Source organism: Maribacter stanieri (genome assembly GCF_900112245.1).
Lineage (GTDB): Bacteria > Bacteroidota > Bacteroidia > Flavobacteriales > Flavobacteriaceae > Maribacter > Maribacter stanieri.
On sequence record NZ_FOYX01000004.1, the window covers coordinates 137,438 to 155,382 of the forward strand.

The 17,945-nt window shown below is 36.3% G+C and carries 17 protein-coding genes; 8 read left to right on the plus strand and 9 right to left on the minus strand.

Annotated features, from left to right (window positions below; genetic code table 11):
* Window positions 1-36: 36 nt before the first annotated feature.
* The 7 genes from BM296_RS17595 to BM296_RS17625 form a co-directional block, all read right to left on the minus strand.
* Window positions 37-891, minus strand: coding sequence for a DUF5694 domain-containing protein (locus BM296_RS17595; RefSeq protein WP_091905166.1), 855 nt, complete (start codon window positions 889-891; stop codon window positions 37-39).
* A gap of 52 nt (window positions 892-943) precedes the next feature.
* On the minus strand, window positions 944-1,696 hold the full coding sequence (locus tag BM296_RS17600) for a CPBP family intramembrane glutamic endopeptidase (RefSeq protein ID WP_091905168.1): 753 nt from the start codon (window positions 1,694-1,696) through the stop codon (window positions 944-946).
* A gap of 70 nt (window positions 1,697-1,766) precedes the next feature.
* On the minus strand, window positions 1,767-2,357 hold the full coding sequence (locus BM296_RS17605; protein ID WP_091905170.1) for a hypothetical protein: 591 nt from the start codon (window positions 2,355-2,357) through the stop codon (window positions 1,767-1,769).
* Window positions 2,358-2,398: 41 nt separating this feature from the next.
* Window positions 2,399-2,857, minus strand: coding sequence for a DUF2750 domain-containing protein (locus BM296_RS17610; RefSeq protein WP_091905172.1), 459 nt, complete (start codon window positions 2,855-2,857; stop codon window positions 2,399-2,401).
* Between the two features lie 80 nt (window positions 2,858-2,937).
* On the minus strand, window positions 2,938-3,231 hold the full coding sequence (locus BM296_RS17615; protein WP_091905175.1) for a hypothetical protein: 294 nt from the start codon (window positions 3,229-3,231) through the stop codon (window positions 2,938-2,940).
* Between the two features lie 280 nt (window positions 3,232-3,511).
* A complete protein-coding gene (locus BM296_RS17620; protein ID WP_091905178.1) occupies window positions 3,512-4,678 on the minus strand; it encodes a UvrD-helicase domain-containing protein in 1,167 nt (388 codons plus the stop codon).
* Window positions 4,668-6,326, minus strand: coding sequence for an ATP-dependent nuclease (locus BM296_RS17625; RefSeq protein ID WP_091905303.1), 1,659 nt, complete (start codon window positions 6,324-6,326; stop codon window positions 4,668-4,670). Before BM296_RS17625 ends, BM296_RS17620 begins: the two co-directional genes overlap by 11 nt.
* A 262-nt stretch (window positions 6,327-6,588) precedes the next feature.
* Between BM296_RS17625 and BM296_RS17630 the strand changes: the two genes are divergently transcribed.
* On the plus strand, window positions 6,589-6,960 hold the full coding sequence (locus BM296_RS17630) for a GTPase (protein WP_091905181.1): 372 nt from the start codon (window positions 6,589-6,591) through the stop codon (window positions 6,958-6,960).
* A gap of 1,582 nt (window positions 6,961-8,542) precedes the next feature.
* On the opposite strand, the gene yihA is transcribed toward BM296_RS17630, so the two are convergent.
* On the minus strand, window positions 8,543-9,160 hold the full coding sequence (gene yihA, locus BM296_RS17635) for a ribosome biogenesis GTP-binding protein YihA/YsxC (protein WP_091905184.1): 618 nt from the start codon (window positions 9,158-9,160) through the stop codon (window positions 8,543-8,545).
* Between the two features lie 11 nt (window positions 9,161-9,171).
* Window positions 9,172-9,936 carry an alpha/beta fold hydrolase gene (locus tag BM296_RS17640; RefSeq protein WP_027068003.1) on the minus strand — a complete coding sequence of 255 codons (765 nt, stop codon included), beginning with the start codon at window positions 9,934-9,936 and terminating at the stop codon, window positions 9,172-9,174.
* A gap of 203 nt (window positions 9,937-10,139) precedes the next feature.
* Between BM296_RS17640 and BM296_RS17645 the strand changes: the two genes are divergently transcribed.
* Genes BM296_RS17645 through murD form a run of 7 tightly spaced genes read left to right on the plus strand, consistent with a single transcriptional unit; the run spans window position 10,140 to window position 17,944 of the window.
* Window positions 10,140-10,673 carry a division/cell wall cluster transcriptional repressor MraZ gene (locus BM296_RS17645; protein WP_262493295.1) on the plus strand — a complete coding sequence of 178 codons (534 nt, stop codon included), beginning with the start codon at window positions 10,140-10,142 and terminating at the stop codon, window positions 10,671-10,673.
* Entirely contained in the window at window positions 10,663-11,565 is a 903-nt protein-coding gene (rsmH, locus tag BM296_RS17650) for a 16S rRNA (cytosine(1402)-N(4))-methyltransferase RsmH (RefSeq protein ID WP_091905187.1), read from the plus strand. Before BM296_RS17645 ends, rsmH begins: the two co-directional genes overlap by 11 nt.
* On the plus strand, window positions 11,552-11,893 hold the full coding sequence (locus BM296_RS17655; protein ID WP_394365313.1) for an FtsL-like putative cell division protein: 342 nt from the start codon (window positions 11,552-11,554) through the stop codon (window positions 11,891-11,893). The genes rsmH and BM296_RS17655 overlap by 14 nt, the downstream gene beginning before the upstream one ends.
* Entirely contained in the window at window positions 11,893-13,899 is a 2,007-nt protein-coding gene (locus tag BM296_RS17660) for a PASTA domain-containing penicillin-binding protein (protein ID WP_091905190.1), read from the plus strand. The genes BM296_RS17655 and BM296_RS17660 overlap by 1 nt, the downstream gene beginning before the upstream one ends.
* On the plus strand, window positions 13,896-15,359 hold the full coding sequence (locus BM296_RS17665) for a UDP-N-acetylmuramoyl-L-alanyl-D-glutamate--2,6-diaminopimelate ligase (RefSeq protein WP_091905193.1): 1,464 nt from the start codon (window positions 13,896-13,898) through the stop codon (window positions 15,357-15,359). The genes BM296_RS17660 and BM296_RS17665 overlap by 4 nt, the downstream gene beginning before the upstream one ends.
* A gap of 30 nt (window positions 15,360-15,389) precedes the next feature.
* Window positions 15,390-16,610, plus strand: coding sequence for a phospho-N-acetylmuramoyl-pentapeptide-transferase (gene mraY / locus BM296_RS17670; RefSeq protein WP_027067997.1), 1,221 nt, complete (start codon window positions 15,390-15,392; stop codon window positions 16,608-16,610).
* Window positions 16,610-17,944 carry a UDP-N-acetylmuramoyl-L-alanine--D-glutamate ligase gene (gene murD / locus BM296_RS17675; RefSeq protein ID WP_027067996.1) on the plus strand — a complete coding sequence of 445 codons (1,335 nt, stop codon included), beginning with the start codon at window positions 16,610-16,612 and terminating at the stop codon, window positions 17,942-17,944. Before mraY ends, murD begins: the two co-directional genes overlap by 1 nt.
* Window position 17,945 lies beyond the last annotated feature (1 nt).

Below are 17,945 nucleotides of genomic sequence, written 5' to 3' on the forward strand. Positions count from 1 at the left end.
ATAAAGCATTGAAAAGGCTATTAGTATTAGTTAATATTACTTCAAATACTCAAACGTATCTACCATGTCATACTTAGCATCTCTGCGCATAAATTCTCTAAGAAAAGCGGTGTGGCTTCCGCCGGAAATAATAAAAACTCTCTCTGTAGAATCTAGTTTAAGTCTATTTAGGTTAGAGTAGATTCTCAGATTTCTCTGATAATACTTTGCGGCTTCATCAGCACCTTCAAAACCATTTTCAGTACCAACATAAGTGAGCATATCAGCATTTGCAGTGATAAGTAAATCCAGTATTTTAGGATGATTCATTCGAGCTAATTTCTCGTATAATGATATACCTTCCTCAAAAATATTTTGACCAGGAACGGACTCAAACGGATTCTTCATAAATGCGTTGTAGGTAACAGAATCAATTGCATTTGTAATTTCTGAACCAATGGCATAGTTATATTCCATTTTATGATCAACACCATAAATACGTTTTACACCCGCTAATCTTCCCAATTCAAAAGCAAGAAGTTCAACTTCATTTGGTTCTTCAAAATTAGTCTCTGGCGCCTCTAAATAAGTAGCGTAGTTCTTTTGTAAAGTCTCGTTGTATTCAGGTACGGTTTCTACGATAATGACAGTAGGTTTAAACGCAGATAGCATTTTAGCTATTTGGTGGATAGAGTCTTTATTTTTCTCATTGTTTTCATCAAAATCCATGGTGTGGGCATCGCTGGTATACCCCATGTGGAACGTAGCAAAGTTCAATACTTTTATGCTAGAACTTTCTGGTGTTATTGGCGTGGCTTCGGTGCTTGTTTCTTCTGCTTCTTTAGGAGTCTCTGCGCAAGAAATAAAGAATGATACGATTAGTAGGCCTGCTATAATTTTTAAGTTTTTCATTTTTGGTTGTTTAAGTTGGTGGTCGGTGGTTTGTAATTGCTTAATATCTATTTCAATTACCGGATAATGGGTAGAAGATACAATAAGTCATTCCTAAATTGAAAGCGGCATGGCATATTATTGCTCCTAGAATAGAGCCAGAACATTTTCTGCATACGTAAAATAGAATACTTACGGCAAACATACTCAATACCCATATTAGCGATGGTAGAAGTAGAAACTCCCATTGTTGGTTATGGAAAACAAGTCCGAAATGTGAAATATGAACTAGGGCAAATGCAGCACTATCAATTATAGAAGCTTTGGTGTTACCTACGGAATTGGCAAAACTAGAATGTACAATACCTCTAAAAAATAGCTCCTCTCCAATAGGGCTAAATGACATACTAATGAAAGCGGAAATACCAAACATAATGAGTTTGCTCTGCTCATTCATTTCTTGTGGAATGTTATAAGACTTGGCAATGTATTGATACCAATTCTGGTAGGTATTGCCATAAAGTGTATCTCCTAAGAAGTACAATAAAATACTAAAAGCGATACCGATACCCAAAGCAAAAAATAGCCAGCGATAATTGGTTGGTTTTTGTATTCCTATTTTTCTTCTGCCGTATTTACTTAAGAATAGAAATGGTAAAATAGCCATGACAAGCATTAGTATGCCTACAAATTGCATATTGGCAATTTCATTGCCATGTAAGACTAAAATAAAACGTGGAATACAGATAAGAAGAATTAAAAAGAGTCCAAATTTCCAATCGAAATTGAAAATTTTACTCCATAAAGGTTTTAATTCTTTCTCCATTACTTATGTTTAATATCAGTACTATAGAGGAGTTTATGATAAAAGTTTAATTTTTTACAATTCCTCTTTTTTAAATTTCATCTCTATGCTTTTCAGCATATTTACGATATAAATCTGGCATTGGTCCGTCTGGATAATTTATGAATAAACTATTTAATGTCATCATAAATCGATCAGAGTTTTCTGTGGGATTATCGAAAAAAGAACTACCATCTTTTGGAAGTATTGTAACTACAAGTTTTATGCTTTCTGCAGATTTAACTGCACCTATTTCAGTTAATGATATAATTACTTGTTCTCTCTGGTCAGGGAACCATTCTTCTAAAAAAGTCAGTATAGTTTCTGATTGACCTGCATTTTCTAAATGCATACACAAAAATAAATTCCATTGAATTTGATTCAGCGAATCTGGATTCTTTTCATGTCTATTTACAAGGATTTGATGCAATGCTATGGAAAAATCTGAATTGTCTTTTAATAAGAATAGGCTTTCGATATCCTCTTCACTTACAATTCCATTTAGATTTTTATGTTCAGAAATAACATCTTTTTCGCTATCGGCTTTAGGGTTGTCCTTGCAACTTTGTAATGTGAATACAGATATAGCCGTGATAATAGATAAAATTACGAACCCGTCTTTTTTCCAATTTTTGAATTTCATAGAATTTATCTATTGCAATTTATAAAGTATGATTTATTATACTACCCATTTGCAACTTTCGCCTGTTCTTCTAAGTCCGCTATACCGTCAAATTTTTGAAGAGATATACTCTTTTTGGTCGTTTTAATTTCAGTTACTAAATCAAGAATTAAATCTAACGGTTTTGCCTCATAGCCGAACATATTTTGGTCAAACTCGATACCAGCTAGTATACCGTCATTTTCCATGCCTACGCCCCAATTTTCTATAAAGTCTGTTAATGATATTTCAGTAAGTTGGTAGTTTGCCCAATGATTTATGGAGCAAGATTTCGCCCTGCCACTTTCTGCCCAAAAACAAAGTACACCAACAGGTCTGTCATTTTCATCATCATACTGCACAGAGGCTGAGGTTGCAAAACCTTCATGGTTTTGAAGCGCATAAACAATGTCTGTTTCGCAAACTGTTTTTATAAATTTTTGGTATCGATTTGTAATGATATCGGAGCCTTGTTGTTCCATGTTTTGTGATTATATAAATATCAATATTTGGTGAACCTTATTTAAGTTATAGGCTACGGATAAAATAATATAAGTAGAATTTATTGTTCCTCTGTTAACCCGTTGCATATTTTTTGGAGCTCTTCTTGTAAATCGCCTGTGTCAAATAAAACAAAAGCATCATACTCTAAGGTAACTTCAGCACTTTTTTTATTATATTTAATGGACAAATTTTTAGGCATATCTTCACCGCTAATAGTAATAATTGTACCAGACTTTTTTAGTTTGATAATTTCTTTATCTTTTTCGGTAATCTGAAAACCGTATTCAGTTAAAAAGGAAATAGATTTTTCAATATCCAAAGTTTGACTAATTATTTTTGTTTTTCCTTTCATGAATTTTTAGTTTTTTGCTTTTTAAAAATTTTACAACGGCTCGAATATGGGGCGTTTGGCATTTCAAAGCTCCAACTTTTCAAACCGCTATATATTTTATTAATTGTACTCATTTCAAATTTATCACTAACCGCCAAATGACCTATATTTATTGTTGTGCGGTCGTACTTTTTCTTCAATCAGGTTCGGCAGGACATACTTTTTTGTAATTTTTGGTTGAAGCGTTGGCTCGTGCGAATTGCAAATGTGTATGGCTTGTGTGTTGGATTATTTATATTTATCATTTCCATTTCTCAACACCATTAATTTCTTCATTGTCTGAATAATTATAAACTATTGCAACACTATATTTAGCACGAGTTAACGCAACATAAAATCGAGCTTTAGTTCCGTCTTTTAATTCGGCATCGTTGCTTTTTATCCATTTTTTAATATCACTAGTAGGATAAATAATTACACGATTAATAGTTTTACCTTTTACCTCTCCAAAGTTGCAGACATCATAAGCTATATCAACTTTAGTGGCCTTACTATATCTTAATTGTGTCGAATTAAACGTTTCTAAATATTCTGCCACATCATTTTCCCGCACAACAAAAATTCCATCGTGCGTTGTAGTCTTCCTACAATTAACACATTCACAAGGTTCTATTTTTTCAAAATCAGGGTATAACCTTGATGAATAATCGCATATCTTTTGATTATTACGATGTGATTTTTTTAGACTACTTTCATCAGTCGTACAACCAATTCGTTTACCTAATTCAGAGTTAACAAATTCTTTTATTTTTCCATTCTTATATTTAGGATATTTGCGATAATGATTTGTAGCATATGTCACTTGTCTTGGGTCACCAACTAGGGTAATATTTATATTTGATTTAAACAGCATTTTAATAATTTCGAAGTCAAATCCAGCTAAATCTTGAACTTCATCGATATATATCGTTGAATAGATTTTAGATAACCTTGTAAAAATCTTCCCTTTAGTTTTTTCATTACAGCCAATAACAAATTTTGATATTTTATCTGAAAAAATTCTCCAATTAGATGTGAAATAGAATTCTTTAAAGTCTTTCTCACCATAATACTGCCTTCCTCCACCTCGTATGAACAATGGACGACCTCTTTCGTCAAATTTGGGTGCGGATTTCTCATTACTTAAGAGCATTCCTTTTATGTCATTTTCAAAAAGCATATCATTCATAGAACCTTGATATGGTTTTACGCCGTGTTGCATTAAAAATGAAAACCAGGTCTGAATTGTAATATTTGCTGGTATAGATTTCCGTTCTCTTAGTATTTTGCTTCTTATTTCCTTTTCGTTCTCAATTGTGTAGGTTGTTATAAGCACTTTCTCACTTTTGTCAATATTTAATGCTTCTTTGATAATTAAAGTCGTTTTACCAGAACCAGCAGCAGCTATGATTAGTTTGTTATTCGTCATCGCACCATTTTATTACTTTTTCAAGGTAACGAGGATACTTAATCTCTTCAGCTGTTTCAAATAATTTTAATGCTGTATCCGTCTTATGACTAACCATATATTTTACAATGCTTTTTTCAGAATTATACCTGCTCTTTTTAATACCTAAAGCTTTTCTAAGAATATCTAGTTGCTTTTTATTAGCATCAACTATTTGTGGCTCTAACGTGTTTAATTCCTCCCTCTCATCAGCAAAAATTTTGATACTTTCAACACCTTCATAATCTTCATATTTATCAATAATCTTTTCTTTGAATTTTCTATCATTATCAGTGACTATAGCTACTGGATGCTTAATGATTTTAGCAATATCAAGAAATCTTTTAAAAGCTAAACTCCGAACAGAAATTACATCAATTCTATTTTCAATAGGTAAGCATCCATCGTGCATATCCATATATGCTTTCTGTACGACTAGTTCGTCAGAATCACCTTCTACGAGTATTGCTTTTTTACAAAGTATAAATCTGAGTGTATCATAACCAGATAATTTCTTAAAATAGTTCTGAGTGTCTGATGGCAATTCGTTTATATATGTTTTCTTTCTTCCAACTTTAGATTTACTTAATAATATTAAATTCTCAAGCCCTAATTTGTTAGCAACAAAACTACTATGAGTCGAAATTATTATTTGTTTGTTTTTACAGTTATTAGTAACTGATTTTATAAACTCATTTAATTTTGAATGTGTTAAATGATTTTCTGGTTCTTCTAGTAGTATTAAATCAGCTTTTTCACTTTTCTTATGTGATAGTGACAGGTTTGTTTTAATTATACATTGTTCACCTTTCCCTATTTGGTGAAATGGAACATTATCTAAATATGTCATCAATGTGGTTTCCCACGCATTTTGAGTAGATAAATCAACGGATATTTCAATGTTTTTATTTGTTGAAATATGAGAGTTCTTTTTTACTTGTTTATTTATGGCTTCAATAGATGGGTTGCTCATAAAACTCTCTTTAACCTGCCTAAAAGCTTGAGATACGCCTGCTTTTTCTTTTAGGTTAAGATTGTTTTTAATAATACGAGAGATATAAACATCTGACCCGTTTTTGTACCTTTGATTAGAAGAGTCAATCAATACGGACTTTATAGGAATACTCCTTGTTGTTATGGACGAATCTCTAGCAAAGGACTTCCAAGTAATCTTATAAAATTCAATTGGCAAAGTTTGCAGTTCATTTTTCTCAGCAAGCAATGCTTCATATTCATCATTAAAGCTTTCGTCATATTCGACTTTAAAAGATACACCAACAGCTTCAGTTTTCATACTGTTATTGTCTCCTTGCAGTTTTGCATAATCTGAAGTTGTATGACCATCAAAAAACAATTCGATATGTATACAAGGTAATTCAGGGTTTTTACCATTCTTTAGATTTGATAAGAAGCTTTCTACAACTTCATTATTGAACAGATATTGAGATAATTCATTTCGCAAATAATGACCTTTCAACACACCTGACAAAGCCAAATGTATAGCTTCAAGGATTGTTGATTTTCCTGTTTCATTATTTCCAACTATAATATTTACGCCTTGTGAAAAATCAATTTTAAAAGAACCTTTGTAGCATTTGAAATTCTTAATGTGGGCTGTTTTTAAGTTCATATTTCTACACATTTTAGATTCATTGTTCTGAGTTTAGCGTTGGCTAAAAAATAGCTCTTTTGGTCTTTCAGGGTTTGCATGTGTGTCGGCAAAAACCAAATGTGCTATTTGTGCGTGGGCTCTAGTTTTGGAGGTTAAAGCTTACCTCGCTAAAATAACATTTAAGAATAAACCTACAATTTCCAATTCACACTACATTACGGGAAACCATAACTGGTCAAGTTTCATGTATGGTTTGGGTGTTTTTTACGACAGATAGCGTATGTCAAAGAAAATTCTATTTATCTATAATGCCAATAGCGATGCTGGTAGCAAAATGCTAGATTTCGCTCATAAAATCATTAATCCGGCTACTTATAACTGTGCACTGTGCTCGCTAACTTTTGGTTCGTTTACAGAAAACAAGCAGTGGAAAGCGTTTAGGGAGAGTTTGCAAGCGAAAGGCTTTGAACTAGAATTCTTCCATAAAGACGAGTTTCAAGAAAAGTACAAAAGTAAGTTTGGGCACAAGTTTACTTTTCCTATTATACTGGTAGAAACAGAGCATGATTTAGAAGTGTTGGTTTCTTCCGAGAAAATGAATACTTTGGAGACGGTGGAGGAGCTTGTTAGTTCAGTTGGTAGTATTCAGTAACAGTTTTCAGATTTAGTTGTTGGTTTTCTCGGTCGCTGAGCGTAGCCGAAGTGAATTATGTTCCAAACAAGCAGATAGCCGCGCTATGCTCGCTATGACGGTTAATTCAGGAACGTCATTGCGAGAAGCTTTTCGCGACGTGGCAATCTGTTGAATATGTGTTCTGTATTTGGTTGATAGTTGTTCGTTGTCGGTTGTTGGTTTTGCTCGGTCGCTGAGCGTAGCCGAAGTGATTTGTGATCGAAACAAGCAGATAGCCGCGCTATGCTCGCTATGACGGTTAATTCAGAAACGTCATTGCGAGAAGCTTTTTGCGACGTGGCAATCTGTTGAATTTGTGTTCTGTATTTGGTTGATAGTTGTTGGTTGTCGGTTGTTGGTCTTATTCGGTCGCTGAGCGTAGCCGAAGTGATTTGTGATCGAAACAAGCAGATAGCCGCGCTATGCTCGCTATGACGGTTAATTCAGAAACGTCATTGCGAGAAGCTTTTTGCGACGTGGCAATCTGTTGAATTTGTGTTCTGTATTTGGTTGATAGTTGTTGGTTGTCGGTTGTTGGTCTTATTCGGTCGCTGAGCGTAGCCGAAGTGATTTGTGTTCCAAACAAGCAGATAGCCTCGCTATGCTCGCTATGACGGTTAATTCAGGAACGTCTTTGCGAGAAGCTTTTCGCGACGTGGCAATCTGTTGAAAATGTGTTCTGTATTTGGTTGATAGTTGATCGTTGTTGGTTTTGCTCGGTCGCTGAGCGTAGCCGAAATGACAATGCGTTTACGAGATGTTTTTCGTGTTCCAAACAAACAGATAGCCGCGCTTTGCTCGCTATGACGGTTAATTCAGGAACGTCATTGCGAGAAGCTTTTCGCGACGTAGCAATCTGTTGAATGTGTGTTTTGTATTTGGTTGATAGTTGTTCGTTGTTGGTTTTGCTCGGTCGCTGAGCGTAGCCGAATTGATTTGTGATCGAAACAAGCAGATAGCCGCGCTATGCTCGCTATGACGGTTAATTCAGGAACGTCTTTGCGAGAAGCTTTTCGCGACGTGGCAATCTGTTGAATGTGTGTTTTGTATTTGGTTTTGGTTGATAGTTGTTGGTTGTCGGTTGTCGGTTGTCGGTCTTACTCGGTCGGTAAGTGTAACTGAAGTGATTTGTGTTCCAAACAAGCAGATAGCCGCGCTATGCTCGCTATGACGTTGACGAGAGAATGCAAAGTGTTCAGTGTACAGTAACAGTTTTCAGTTGTTTTCGTTAGTAAGTAACATTGTCAGTTCGAGTGAATTTTCGAAGTATGAGAAAATTTGTATCGAGAACAGGTATGGAACACGCGACGGTTCTCGATACAAATTTTTCACCTCCGCTATGCTTCAGTAAAAAATCCACTCGAACTAACATTTCGTTTTTGAAGAGTAAAAAGTACAGCGTATTAAGTACAAAGTACAAAGTACAAGGTAAGAGGTACAAAGTATTAAGTAAAGAGTATTAGGTCATGAATAGCGAAAGGTAAAAAGTGAGAATTACTAAGAACTAACACAAAACGCGCAGCGTTCAAAAATCGAACAACCAACAACGAACAACCAACAACTATTTTTTAGTTGCCTCGAAAAATTTCTCGTTAATAGCGTCTATATAGGCTAGTACTTCATCGCGACCGCTACGGTGGCTAGAGCTGGTAATAAAATGTGGTGGTGTTTCTTCCCACATATCCTCTAAAAGTTGGTCCAAGTATTTTTGAACTTGACGCTCAACTGCCTTAGGCTTTAATTTATCTGCCTTTGTGAAGATAATGGCAAAGGGTACTCCGTTTTCGCCCATCCATTGCATAAACTCCATATCTATAGGTTGCGGATCGTGGCGTACATCTACTAGTACAAAAGAACAAACCAGTTGCTCTCGCTGTAAAAAGTAGTTGGTAATATATTTTTGAAAGGTCTTTTTATCTCTTTTAGAAACACGGGCATAACCATAACCAGGTAAATCTACCAAAAACCAATTCTCATTGATTTTAAAGTGGTTGATAAGCTGTGTTTTACCGGGTCTACCGGAAATTTTAGCCAAGCTTTTACGCTCGGTCAACATATTTATCAAAGAAGACTTACCTACATTAGAACGACCAATAAAGGCATATTCGGGTAAGGGTTCTTTTGGGCATTTGGCAACATCAGAATTGCTCATTACAAAGTCGGCCGACTTTATTTTCATCCGTAGGGTATTTAGAAATTGTTTTTCGTCAACCAATCATCAAGAATGGTATTGAATTCATCTGGGTGCTCCATCATAGGTGCATGTCCGCATTTATCCAGCCAAAATAAATCTGAATTAGGTAAAAGCTCATCGAACAGTTCTGCAACATCTGGCGGAGTAACGCTATCATTTTTTCCCCAAATAATACACGTAGGGGTTTTCATTTTTGGTAAATCTTGTGCCATGTTATGGCGTATGGCGCTTTTTGCAATTGCCAAGGTCTTTACCAATTTTACACGATCGTTAACCGTAGCAAAAACTTCATCTACTATTTCTTTGGTAGCAACTTCTGGGTCATAGAAAACATCTTGTGCTTTCTTTTTAATAAACTCATAATCACCACGTTTGGGGTAACCGTCGCCCATAGCACTTTCATAAAGTCCAGAGCTACCGGTAATTACCAAGGCCTTTACTTTTGCCGGGTATAATTTGGTATGTAAAAGACCAATATGGCCACCTAAAGAGTTGCCTAGAAGTATAACATCGTCTAGCTCTTTGTAATCTATAAATTTCTTAAGGTATTTGGCAAAGTTCTTAACCGTTGTTTTCAACATCGGCATAGAGTACAAGGGCAATTCAGGAATAAGTACTTTATAACCTTTGGGAGGGAAATAGTCAGATACTCCTTGAAAATTACTTAGTCCGCCCATTAGTCCGTGAAGAATAATTATGGGTTTGCCTTCGCCTTTCTCTATATACTTAAATCCTCCTTCGTTGATCAAATCGTTTTCCATGCGCACTACTCATCAGTAATTGTCCAAATATAGGTAATTACAGAGAATAGCAAACAACTCTTTTCGATAAGGTGAGTACTTGAAACTTTAAGATTTGATTTTTTAGAGAATTACGGGGCGAGTGGGAAAATTATCCCATAAAAACCGATGAAGTGCAAAAACGTGCTCAAAAGTGGGGTAATTTATTAACAAAGTGGTTTTTAGTGGTAAAATGTGGTAATAATATTTATATATTTGAGTTATATAAACTAAACACATCCAATTTGGACATTTATTTCTTTGGGACATTTAACTGCAAAGCTGATGCTAAGGGGCGTATTATGCTCCCGGTTGCGCTGCGCAATCAAGTGGCTCCGATTCTAAAAGATGGGTTTTTTATAAAAAAATCATATTTGAGCGAGTGCTTGGAGTTATATCCGGCATATGAGTGGCACAGAGTGATGGCAGAATTGAATGAAAAGAGCAGGTTTGATGAAGAAAACCTACAATTTATAAGAATGTACACGGCAGGTTTGCGTCAAGTTGAAGTTGATGCTACCGGAAGATTGTTGATACCAAAGGATATTATTTCGTTAGCGGGTATTTCTAAAGAAGTGGTAATTGCACCAATAGGTAAGCGATTAGAGATTTGGGATAAGAAAGCATACGATGAATCTATAAGTGCAACAAAAGAAGAGAAGGTGAAGTTGGCAAAGCGTGTAATGTTAGGTGAAAAACCAAGTGGAGATGTATCATAACCCAGTATTACTGAAAGAATCGGTTGACGGTTTAGACATCAAAGAAGGTGGAATTTATGTAGATGTGACATTTGGTGGTGGCGGTCACTCTAAAGAGATATTAAAAAGGTTGGGTGCAGAAGGCAAATTGTTTGCTTTTGATCAAGACGAAGATGCGCAAGCAAATACGTTAGGTGATCCAAGATTTACGTTGATAGCGGAAAATTTTAGATACATCTCTCAATTTTTAAAGTTCTATGGCATTCGTAAGGTTGATGGAATATTAGCTGATTTTGGCGTTTCATCGCATCAGTTCGATCAAGCGGAAAGAGGATTCTCTACCCGTTTTGATGCAGATTTAGATATGCGAATGAGCAAGCGTAATACGCTATCTGCTTTTGAAGTAGTCAATAAGTACACGTATGATGATTTGCGTAAGGTATTGTTCGAGTACGGAGATATAAGAAATGCGAACGCTATGGCAAAAGTAATTATTGCCAGTAGGGAAGTAGAGCAGATACAAACTACAGATGCGCTAAAAGTAGCGTTGAAGCAGTTTTTGCCAGAGCACAGGCAGCATAAGATTTTGGCACAGATATACCAAGCGATTCGTATAGAGGTGAATCAAGAGATAGAAGTGATCAAAGAGTTTTTGGAGCAAGTGCCAGAATTATTGAATGATAACGGTAGGCTAAGTGTAATTAGTTACCACTCTTTAGAAGACAGGCTTGTAAAAAGATTTATAAGAGCAGGACAGTTTGAAGGAGAGCCAGAAAAGGATTTTTACGGAAATATAGATGTACCGTTAAAAAAGGTTGGCGGATTGATAGTGCCAGCTAGAGAAGAAATAAAATTGAATAACAGAGCACGTAGTGCGAAATTGAGGATAGCAGAGCGAAATGGCAAAAAATAAAGTGAAAACGGGTGTTTTGGACCTTTTGAAGGGTAAATTTTTGGTGAGCGGTGACGCCCCTAAAAATTGGCTGTTCATTATTTTCATTTCTTTTTTGGCGACTGTAATGATCAGTAGCTCTCATAGTGCCGACCAAAAAGTACACCGTATCGCTTTATTAAATGAAGAGGTAAAAGAATTGCGTAATGAGTTCGTAGATATGCGATCAGATGTGCAGCAGTTAAAATTAGAGTCGAGCATTACAGGTAAAATTTCCGAAAAAGGACTTTTTCCGTCAGAAACTCCCCCGCAGAAAATTAAAGTGAAATCTTTAAATGTTGAGGAATAATGGCGACAACAGATAAAAGCATACTAAAAAGGCTCTACGTTGTAGCAGGATTCATGGTACTCTTTGCTGGTGCAGTGTTATTTAAGCTGGTCTCCATACAAATCGTTGACGGTGAAAAATACCAGGCAATGGCAGATACGCGTACAGAGCGTATGTTCACTATTGAGCCAAATAGAGGTAACCTATATTCAGATGACGGTAGCCTTTTAGCAACTTCAGTTTCTAAATACACGGTGCATTTTGATGCCGTTACCGTAAGTAATGAAGATTTCAAGGAAAATGTAAAACCACTTTCAGATGCCTTGGCAAAAGAATTTGGGAAAACATCTTCTCACTATCAACAGATTTTAAGAAAGGCAAGAGAGAATAAAAATAGATATGCATTAATAGTTCGTAATCTAGATTATTCAGAATACATGGCGGTGAAGAAATTTCCGCTGTTCAATAAAGGAGCGTTCAAAGGCGGTTTGATCATTGAGCAACATGTAAAGAGAGAGCATCCGTTAGGTAAAATTGCAGAACGTAGTGTTGGGTACGAGCGTAAAGATGAAAACGGATATTATACCCGTGTGGGTATGGAAGGTGCTTTTGGCGAATACCTAAGAGGGATATCTGGAAAGCGTTTAAAGCAAAAAATAGCAAAAGGGCAGTGGAAACCTATTGGTAACGATAATATCATAGAGCCAAAAGATGGTTATGATGTGTATTCTACTATTGATATTAATATACAAGATATAGCACACCATGCATTATTGGGTCAGTTAGAGAAATACCAAGCAGACCACGGAACGGTAATCGTAATGGAGGTGAAAACCGGAGAGGTAAAAGCAATATCGAATTTGGGTCAAACCACTGACGGAAAATATTACGAGCGTTTAAACTACGCTATTGGCGAGTCTCACGAGCCAGGTTCTACTTTTAAGTTAATGAATTTGGTAGCGGCTTTAGAAGACAAAATAATAGATACCAGTACCGTAATTGATACTGAAAACGGTAGATGGAAAATATATAAGCACTGGGTAAAGGATACCAAGCGTGGCGGACACGGTAAAATATCAATGTCCAAAGCATTTGAAGTATCATCTAATGTTGCCTTTGCAAAAATGATAAACAATGGGTACAAGAACGACCCAGAGAAATATGTGAACAGACTAATGAGTATGGGTGTTCATAAAGAATTAGGACTTCCGGTTGTGGGTGAAGGTAAACCTGTATTGCGTTACCCAGGTGACAAAGGTTGGTCTGGACTTTCATTGGCGCAAATGGCTTATGGTTATGAGGTTTCTATGACTTCGCTACAGACTTTGGCTTTTTATAATGCCATTGCAAATGATGGGGAAATGGTAAAACCAAGACTTTTAAAAGAAGTTAAGGAGTGGAACAAGTCTATAGAGAAGTTCGATAAAAAAGTATTGAATCCTGCAATATGCTCGCAGTCTACAGTAAAGAAGGTACAGCAGATATTAAAGAATGTAGTAGAAAAAGATCACGGTACAGGCCACGGTATGTATTCAAAGAACTTTTCTATGGCAGGAAAAACGGGAACAACACAGACCAATTATGTGTCTAAGGATAAATCTAAGTACGAGTACATTTCTTCGTTTGCAGGTTATTTTCCGGCAGATGCTCCAAAGTACTCTTGTATTGTGGTAATCCACAAGCCAGACAAAAGTGTAGGTTATTACGGTGCAGATGTATCTGGTCCGGTATTTAAATCTGTAGCACAAAAAGTATACGCTACCTCTCCATTAACAAGTGAAGTTGATGTTAGAGATGTATTGATCGCTAAAAACGAAGATTCTCATAAAGGATATTACAAGGCAGCACAACAGAAATATTCAGAAGTACCTAATGTAAAAGGTATGTGTGGTATGGATGCAGTTGCTATTTTGGAGAATTTAGGAATAGAAGTAATAGTAAAAGGAAATGGAAAGGTTAAAAACCAATCCATCAACAAAGGCACGGATTTAAAGTCTGTGAAAAAAATAGTATTAGAATTAATATGATGCCATTAAAAGACATATTGTATGGAGTGCGTATTGCTGCTGTTAGCGGTACTACTTCTTGTGATATAGCGTCTGTTCGTTTTGACTCTCGTGAGGTTCAAAAAGGAGATGCCTTCGTTGCTATAAAAGGTACGTTGACAGATGGTCATAAATATATAGATGCAGTAGTTGCGGCTGGTGCAAGAGCTATTGTTTGCGAGCAATTGCCGGCAAACATGGTAGATGAGGTTACGTATGTAGAGGTAGAAAGCGGCAATCAAGCATTAGCGTTGATGGCGTCTAACTACTATGGTACACCATCAAAGAATTTAAAATTGGTTGGGGTTACGGGTACAAATGGTAAAACGACCGTATCTAGTTTGTTGTATCAGTTATTTAAAAAAGCAGGATTTAAAGTTGGGTTATTATCCACCATTAAAATCATGGTCGATGATACTGAATTTGCTACAAAACATACCACACCAGATGCATTGGTGATCAATAAGCATTTGAAATTGATGAACGATGCCGGTGTAGAGTATTGCTTTATGGAAGTAAGCTCTCATGGTATTCACCAAAAAAGAACAGAAGGTCTGGTATTTGAAGGAGCGATTTTTACGAATCTTTCTCATGATCACCTAGACTACCATAAAACATTTGCAGAGTACCGCGATACCAAGAAAATATTATTCGATCAATTGCCTAAAAAGGCATTTGCACTAACGAATATAGACGATAAGAACGGTTTGGTCATGTTGCAGAATACCAAGGCTAGAAAAGCAACATACGCCTTAAAAAACTATGCGGATTACAGAGCACAGATTTTAGAGAATCAGTTCGATGGTCAATTATTGAAAATTAATGACAATGAGCTTTGGAGCAGGTTAATAGGTCATTTCAATGCCTATAATATGCTGGCAATTTATGCTACTGCAGATTTATTAGGATTGGAGCATTTAGAGACCCTTCGTTTAATAAGCGAGCTGGAGAATGTAGATGGAAGGTTCCAATATTACATATCGAAAAATAAAATTACGGCAATAGTTGATTATGCCCATACGCCGGACGCCCTAAAGAATGTGCTTGAGACAATCAACACGTTGAGAACTGGAAATGAAAACGTCATCACCGTTGTGGGGTGTGGTGGCGATAGAGACAGATCAAAGCGTCCGGTAATGGGTAATATCGCATCAGAGATGAGCAACAAGATTATTTTCACCTCTGACAATCCACGTACCGAATCCCCAACTGAGATAATTGCGGAAATAGAGGCAGGCGTAGAGCCACAGAACGTAAAGAAAATATTGTCTATTGAAAATAGAGAGCAAGCCATTAAAACGGCATGCCAACTAGCAAATGATAACGATATCATATTAATAGCCGGTAAAGGTCATGAGACCTACCAAGAAAGCAATGGCGTTCGTATAGATTTCGATGATTTTAAAATAGTAAAAGAGCTTTTAACAAGCTTAGATAAATAACCAAGGCTTAGTAGCAAGAATACAGAATATATGTTAACCTACCTGTTCGAATATTTAGAAAAACAATACCAGTTGCCTGGAGCTTCGCTGTTTCAGTTTAGCACATTCCGTGCGGCAATGGCTATTTTGTTTTCGCTAATGATAGCAACTGTTTACGGTAAGCGTGTTATTCTTTTTCTACAAAAGCAGCAAGTAGGTGAAACTATTCGTGATCTAGGTTTAGACGGTCAAAAGCAAAAGGCAGGTACGCCAACTATGGGTGGTGTTATCATTATAATGGCAACATTAATACCGGTGTTACTTTTTGCTCGATTAGAAAATATTTACATCATCCTATTGATATTCACCATGTTGTGGATGGGGGCTATTGGTTTTTTGGATGATTACATCAAAGTGTTTAAAAAGAACAAAGAAGGCTTAAAAGGTAGGTTTAAGGTATTAGGTCAGGTAGTATTAGGGCTTATCGTAGGTGCCGTGCTTTATTTTCACCCAGAGGTGACCATGCGTGATCACGATAAAACGATAATTACACAAGCGTATACGGTAGAGCAGGTAAAAGGAGCGGAAATTAAATCGACCATGACAACGGTTCCTTTCTTTAAAAACAATGAGTTTGATTATGAGAGCTTAATAGCATGGGCAGGAGATGATGCAAAAGATTATGCGTGGTTAATGTTCATTCCAATTATCATTCTAATTGTAACTGCAGTATCTAACGGAGCAAATTTAACTGATGGTATAGATGGGCTTGCGGCAGGTACATCGGCAATAATAGTATTTACGCTGGGCATATTCGCCCTGGTGTCTGGTAACATCATATTCTCCGATTACTTGGATATTATGTACATACCGCGAGTAGGAGAATTATTAATATTCATAACTGCTTTTGTAGGGGCGTTGATAGGGTTTTTATGGTACAATGCTTTCCCAGCACAAGTATTTATGGGAGATACAGGAAGTTTGACCATAGGTGGAGTTATTGCTGTAATTGCGATAATAGTGCGTAAAGAATTATTGATACCAGTGTTATGCGGAATCTTCTTTGCGGAGTCACTTTCGGTAATGATGCAAGTAGGGTATTTCAAATACACGAAGAAAAAATTTGGAGAGGGCAGACGTATATTTTTAATGTCGCCACTACATCACCATTATCAGAAAATGGGGTACCACGAGAGTAAGATCGTAACCAGATTTTGGATTGTGGGAATACTATTGGCCATTGTAACTATAGTGACTTTAAAAATTAGATAATGGCACTGTTAGTAGTTCTAGGCGGAGGAGAAAGTGGAGTAGGAACAGCCATTTTAGGATTAAAAAAAGGATACGATGTATTTGTGTCCGATAAAGGAAAAATTAAAGAGAAGTACAAAAACGTTCTTGAACATTTTGGAATTGATTGGGAAGAAGAACAGCATTCAGAAGACCGCATACTAAAAGCCAATTTAGTAATGAAGAGTCCGGGTATACCAGATAAAGTAGCCTTGGTGAAGCAGTTGGTAGCGAAAGGCATTCCTGTAATATCAGAGATAGAATTTGCATCTAAATACACCGATGCAAAAATTATTGGTATCACGGGAAGCAATGGAAAAACAACGACTACCATGCTAACGAACCACATTTTGGCGAACGCCGGATTAAAAGTGGGAATGGCAGGAAACATTGGTGATAGTTATGCAAAAATGGTTGCAGAGAATGATTTTGAGTATTACGTGCTTGAGATCAGTAGTTTTCAACTAGACGGTATTGTAGATTTTAAACCGCACATAGCGGTGATTACGAATATTACGCCAGATCATTTAGATCGGTATGAGTATGAGTTTGAAAATTATATCGCTTCAAAATTTAGAATAGCGGAAAACCAAGACGAAAACGATTATTTGATATATGATGCAGATGATACCGTTTTGGTAGAATGGTTGAACAAAAACCCGGTCAAGTCAAAATTGATGCCCTTTTCACTGAACAAACAATTTGAACAAGGTGCATTCATAGAACAAAACGAGATAATAATAAAAACAACAACAGACACTATTAGCATGATTAAAGACACTTTGGCCTTAGAAGGTCAGCACAATGTAAAGAACACGATGGCAGCTTCCACAATTGCAAAATTGATAGGAATCCGAAAGGAGACGATTAGAGCTTGTGTTTCTAATTTTCAAGGGGCTCCCCACCGTTTGGAGAAGGTGTTGAAAATACATCATGTAGAATATATCAATGATTCTAAGGCAACGAATGTAAACGCTGCTTATTATGCATTAGATAGCATGAAATCACCTACAGTATGGATCGTAGGCGGTGTAGATAAAGGAAATGAGTACATGGAGTTAATGCCATTGGTACGTGAGAAGGTAAAAGCAATTATTTGCTTGGGCGAGGATAATGAAAAGATAAAGCATGTATTTGGTAATGCGGTAGATCTATTGGTTGAAACATATGCAATGGAAGAAGCTGTGAAAGTAGCTTATAAAATTGCAGAACGTGGAGATACGGTTTTGTTGTCGCCAGCATGTGCAAGTTTCGATTTGTTTAAGAACTATGAAGATCGTGGAGATCAATTTAAGAACTGTGTAAAGAACCTATAAG

Coding starts and splice junctions, on each gene's coding strand:
- BM296_RS17595 (WP_091905166.1), bottom strand. CDS start 891: ATGAAAAACTTAAAAATTATAGCAGGCCTACTAATCGTATCATTCTTT.
- BM296_RS17600 (WP_091905168.1), bottom strand. CDS start 1,696: ATGGAGAAAGAATTAAAACCTTTATGGAGTAAAATTTTCAATTTCGAT.
- BM296_RS17605 (WP_091905170.1), bottom strand. CDS start 2,357: ATGAAATTCAAAAATTGGAAAAAAGACGGGTTCGTAATTTTATCTATT.
- BM296_RS17610 (WP_091905172.1), bottom strand. CDS start 2,857: ATGGAACAACAAGGCTCCGATATCATTACAAATCGATACCAAAAATTT.
- BM296_RS17615 (WP_091905175.1), bottom strand. CDS start 3,231: ATGAAAGGAAAAACAAAAATAATTAGTCAAACTTTGGATATTGAAAAA.
- BM296_RS17620 (WP_091905178.1), bottom strand. CDS start 4,678: ATGACGAATAACAAACTAATCATAGCTGCTGCTGGTTCTGGTAAAACG.
- BM296_RS17625 (WP_091905303.1), bottom strand. CDS start 6,326: ATGAACTTAAAAACAGCCCACATTAAGAATTTCAAATGCTACAAAGGT.
- BM296_RS17630 (WP_091905181.1), top strand. CDS start 6,589: ATGTCAAAGAAAATTCTATTTATCTATAATGCCAATAGCGATGCTGGT.
- yihA (WP_091905184.1), bottom strand. CDS start 9,160: ATGAAAATAAAGTCGGCCGACTTTGTAATGAGCAATTCTGATGTTGCC.
- BM296_RS17640 (WP_027068003.1), bottom strand. CDS start 9,936: ATGGAAAACGATTTGATCAACGAAGGAGGATTTAAGTATATAGAGAAA.
- rsmH (WP_091905187.1), top strand. CDS start 10,663: ATGTATCATAACCCAGTATTACTGAAAGAATCGGTTGACGGTTTAGAC.
- BM296_RS17655 (WP_394365313.1), top strand. CDS start 11,552: ATGGCAAAAAATAAAGTGAAAACGGGTGTTTTGGACCTTTTGAAGGGT.
- BM296_RS17660 (WP_091905190.1), top strand. CDS start 11,893: ATGGCGACAACAGATAAAAGCATACTAAAAAGGCTCTACGTTGTAGCA.
- BM296_RS17665 (WP_091905193.1), top strand. CDS start 13,896: ATGATGCCATTAAAAGACATATTGTATGGAGTGCGTATTGCTGCTGTT.
- mraY (WP_027067997.1), top strand. CDS start 15,390: ATGTTAACCTACCTGTTCGAATATTTAGAAAAACAATACCAGTTGCCT.
- murD (WP_027067996.1), top strand. CDS start 16,610: ATGGCACTGTTAGTAGTTCTAGGCGGAGGAGAAAGTGGAGTAGGAACA.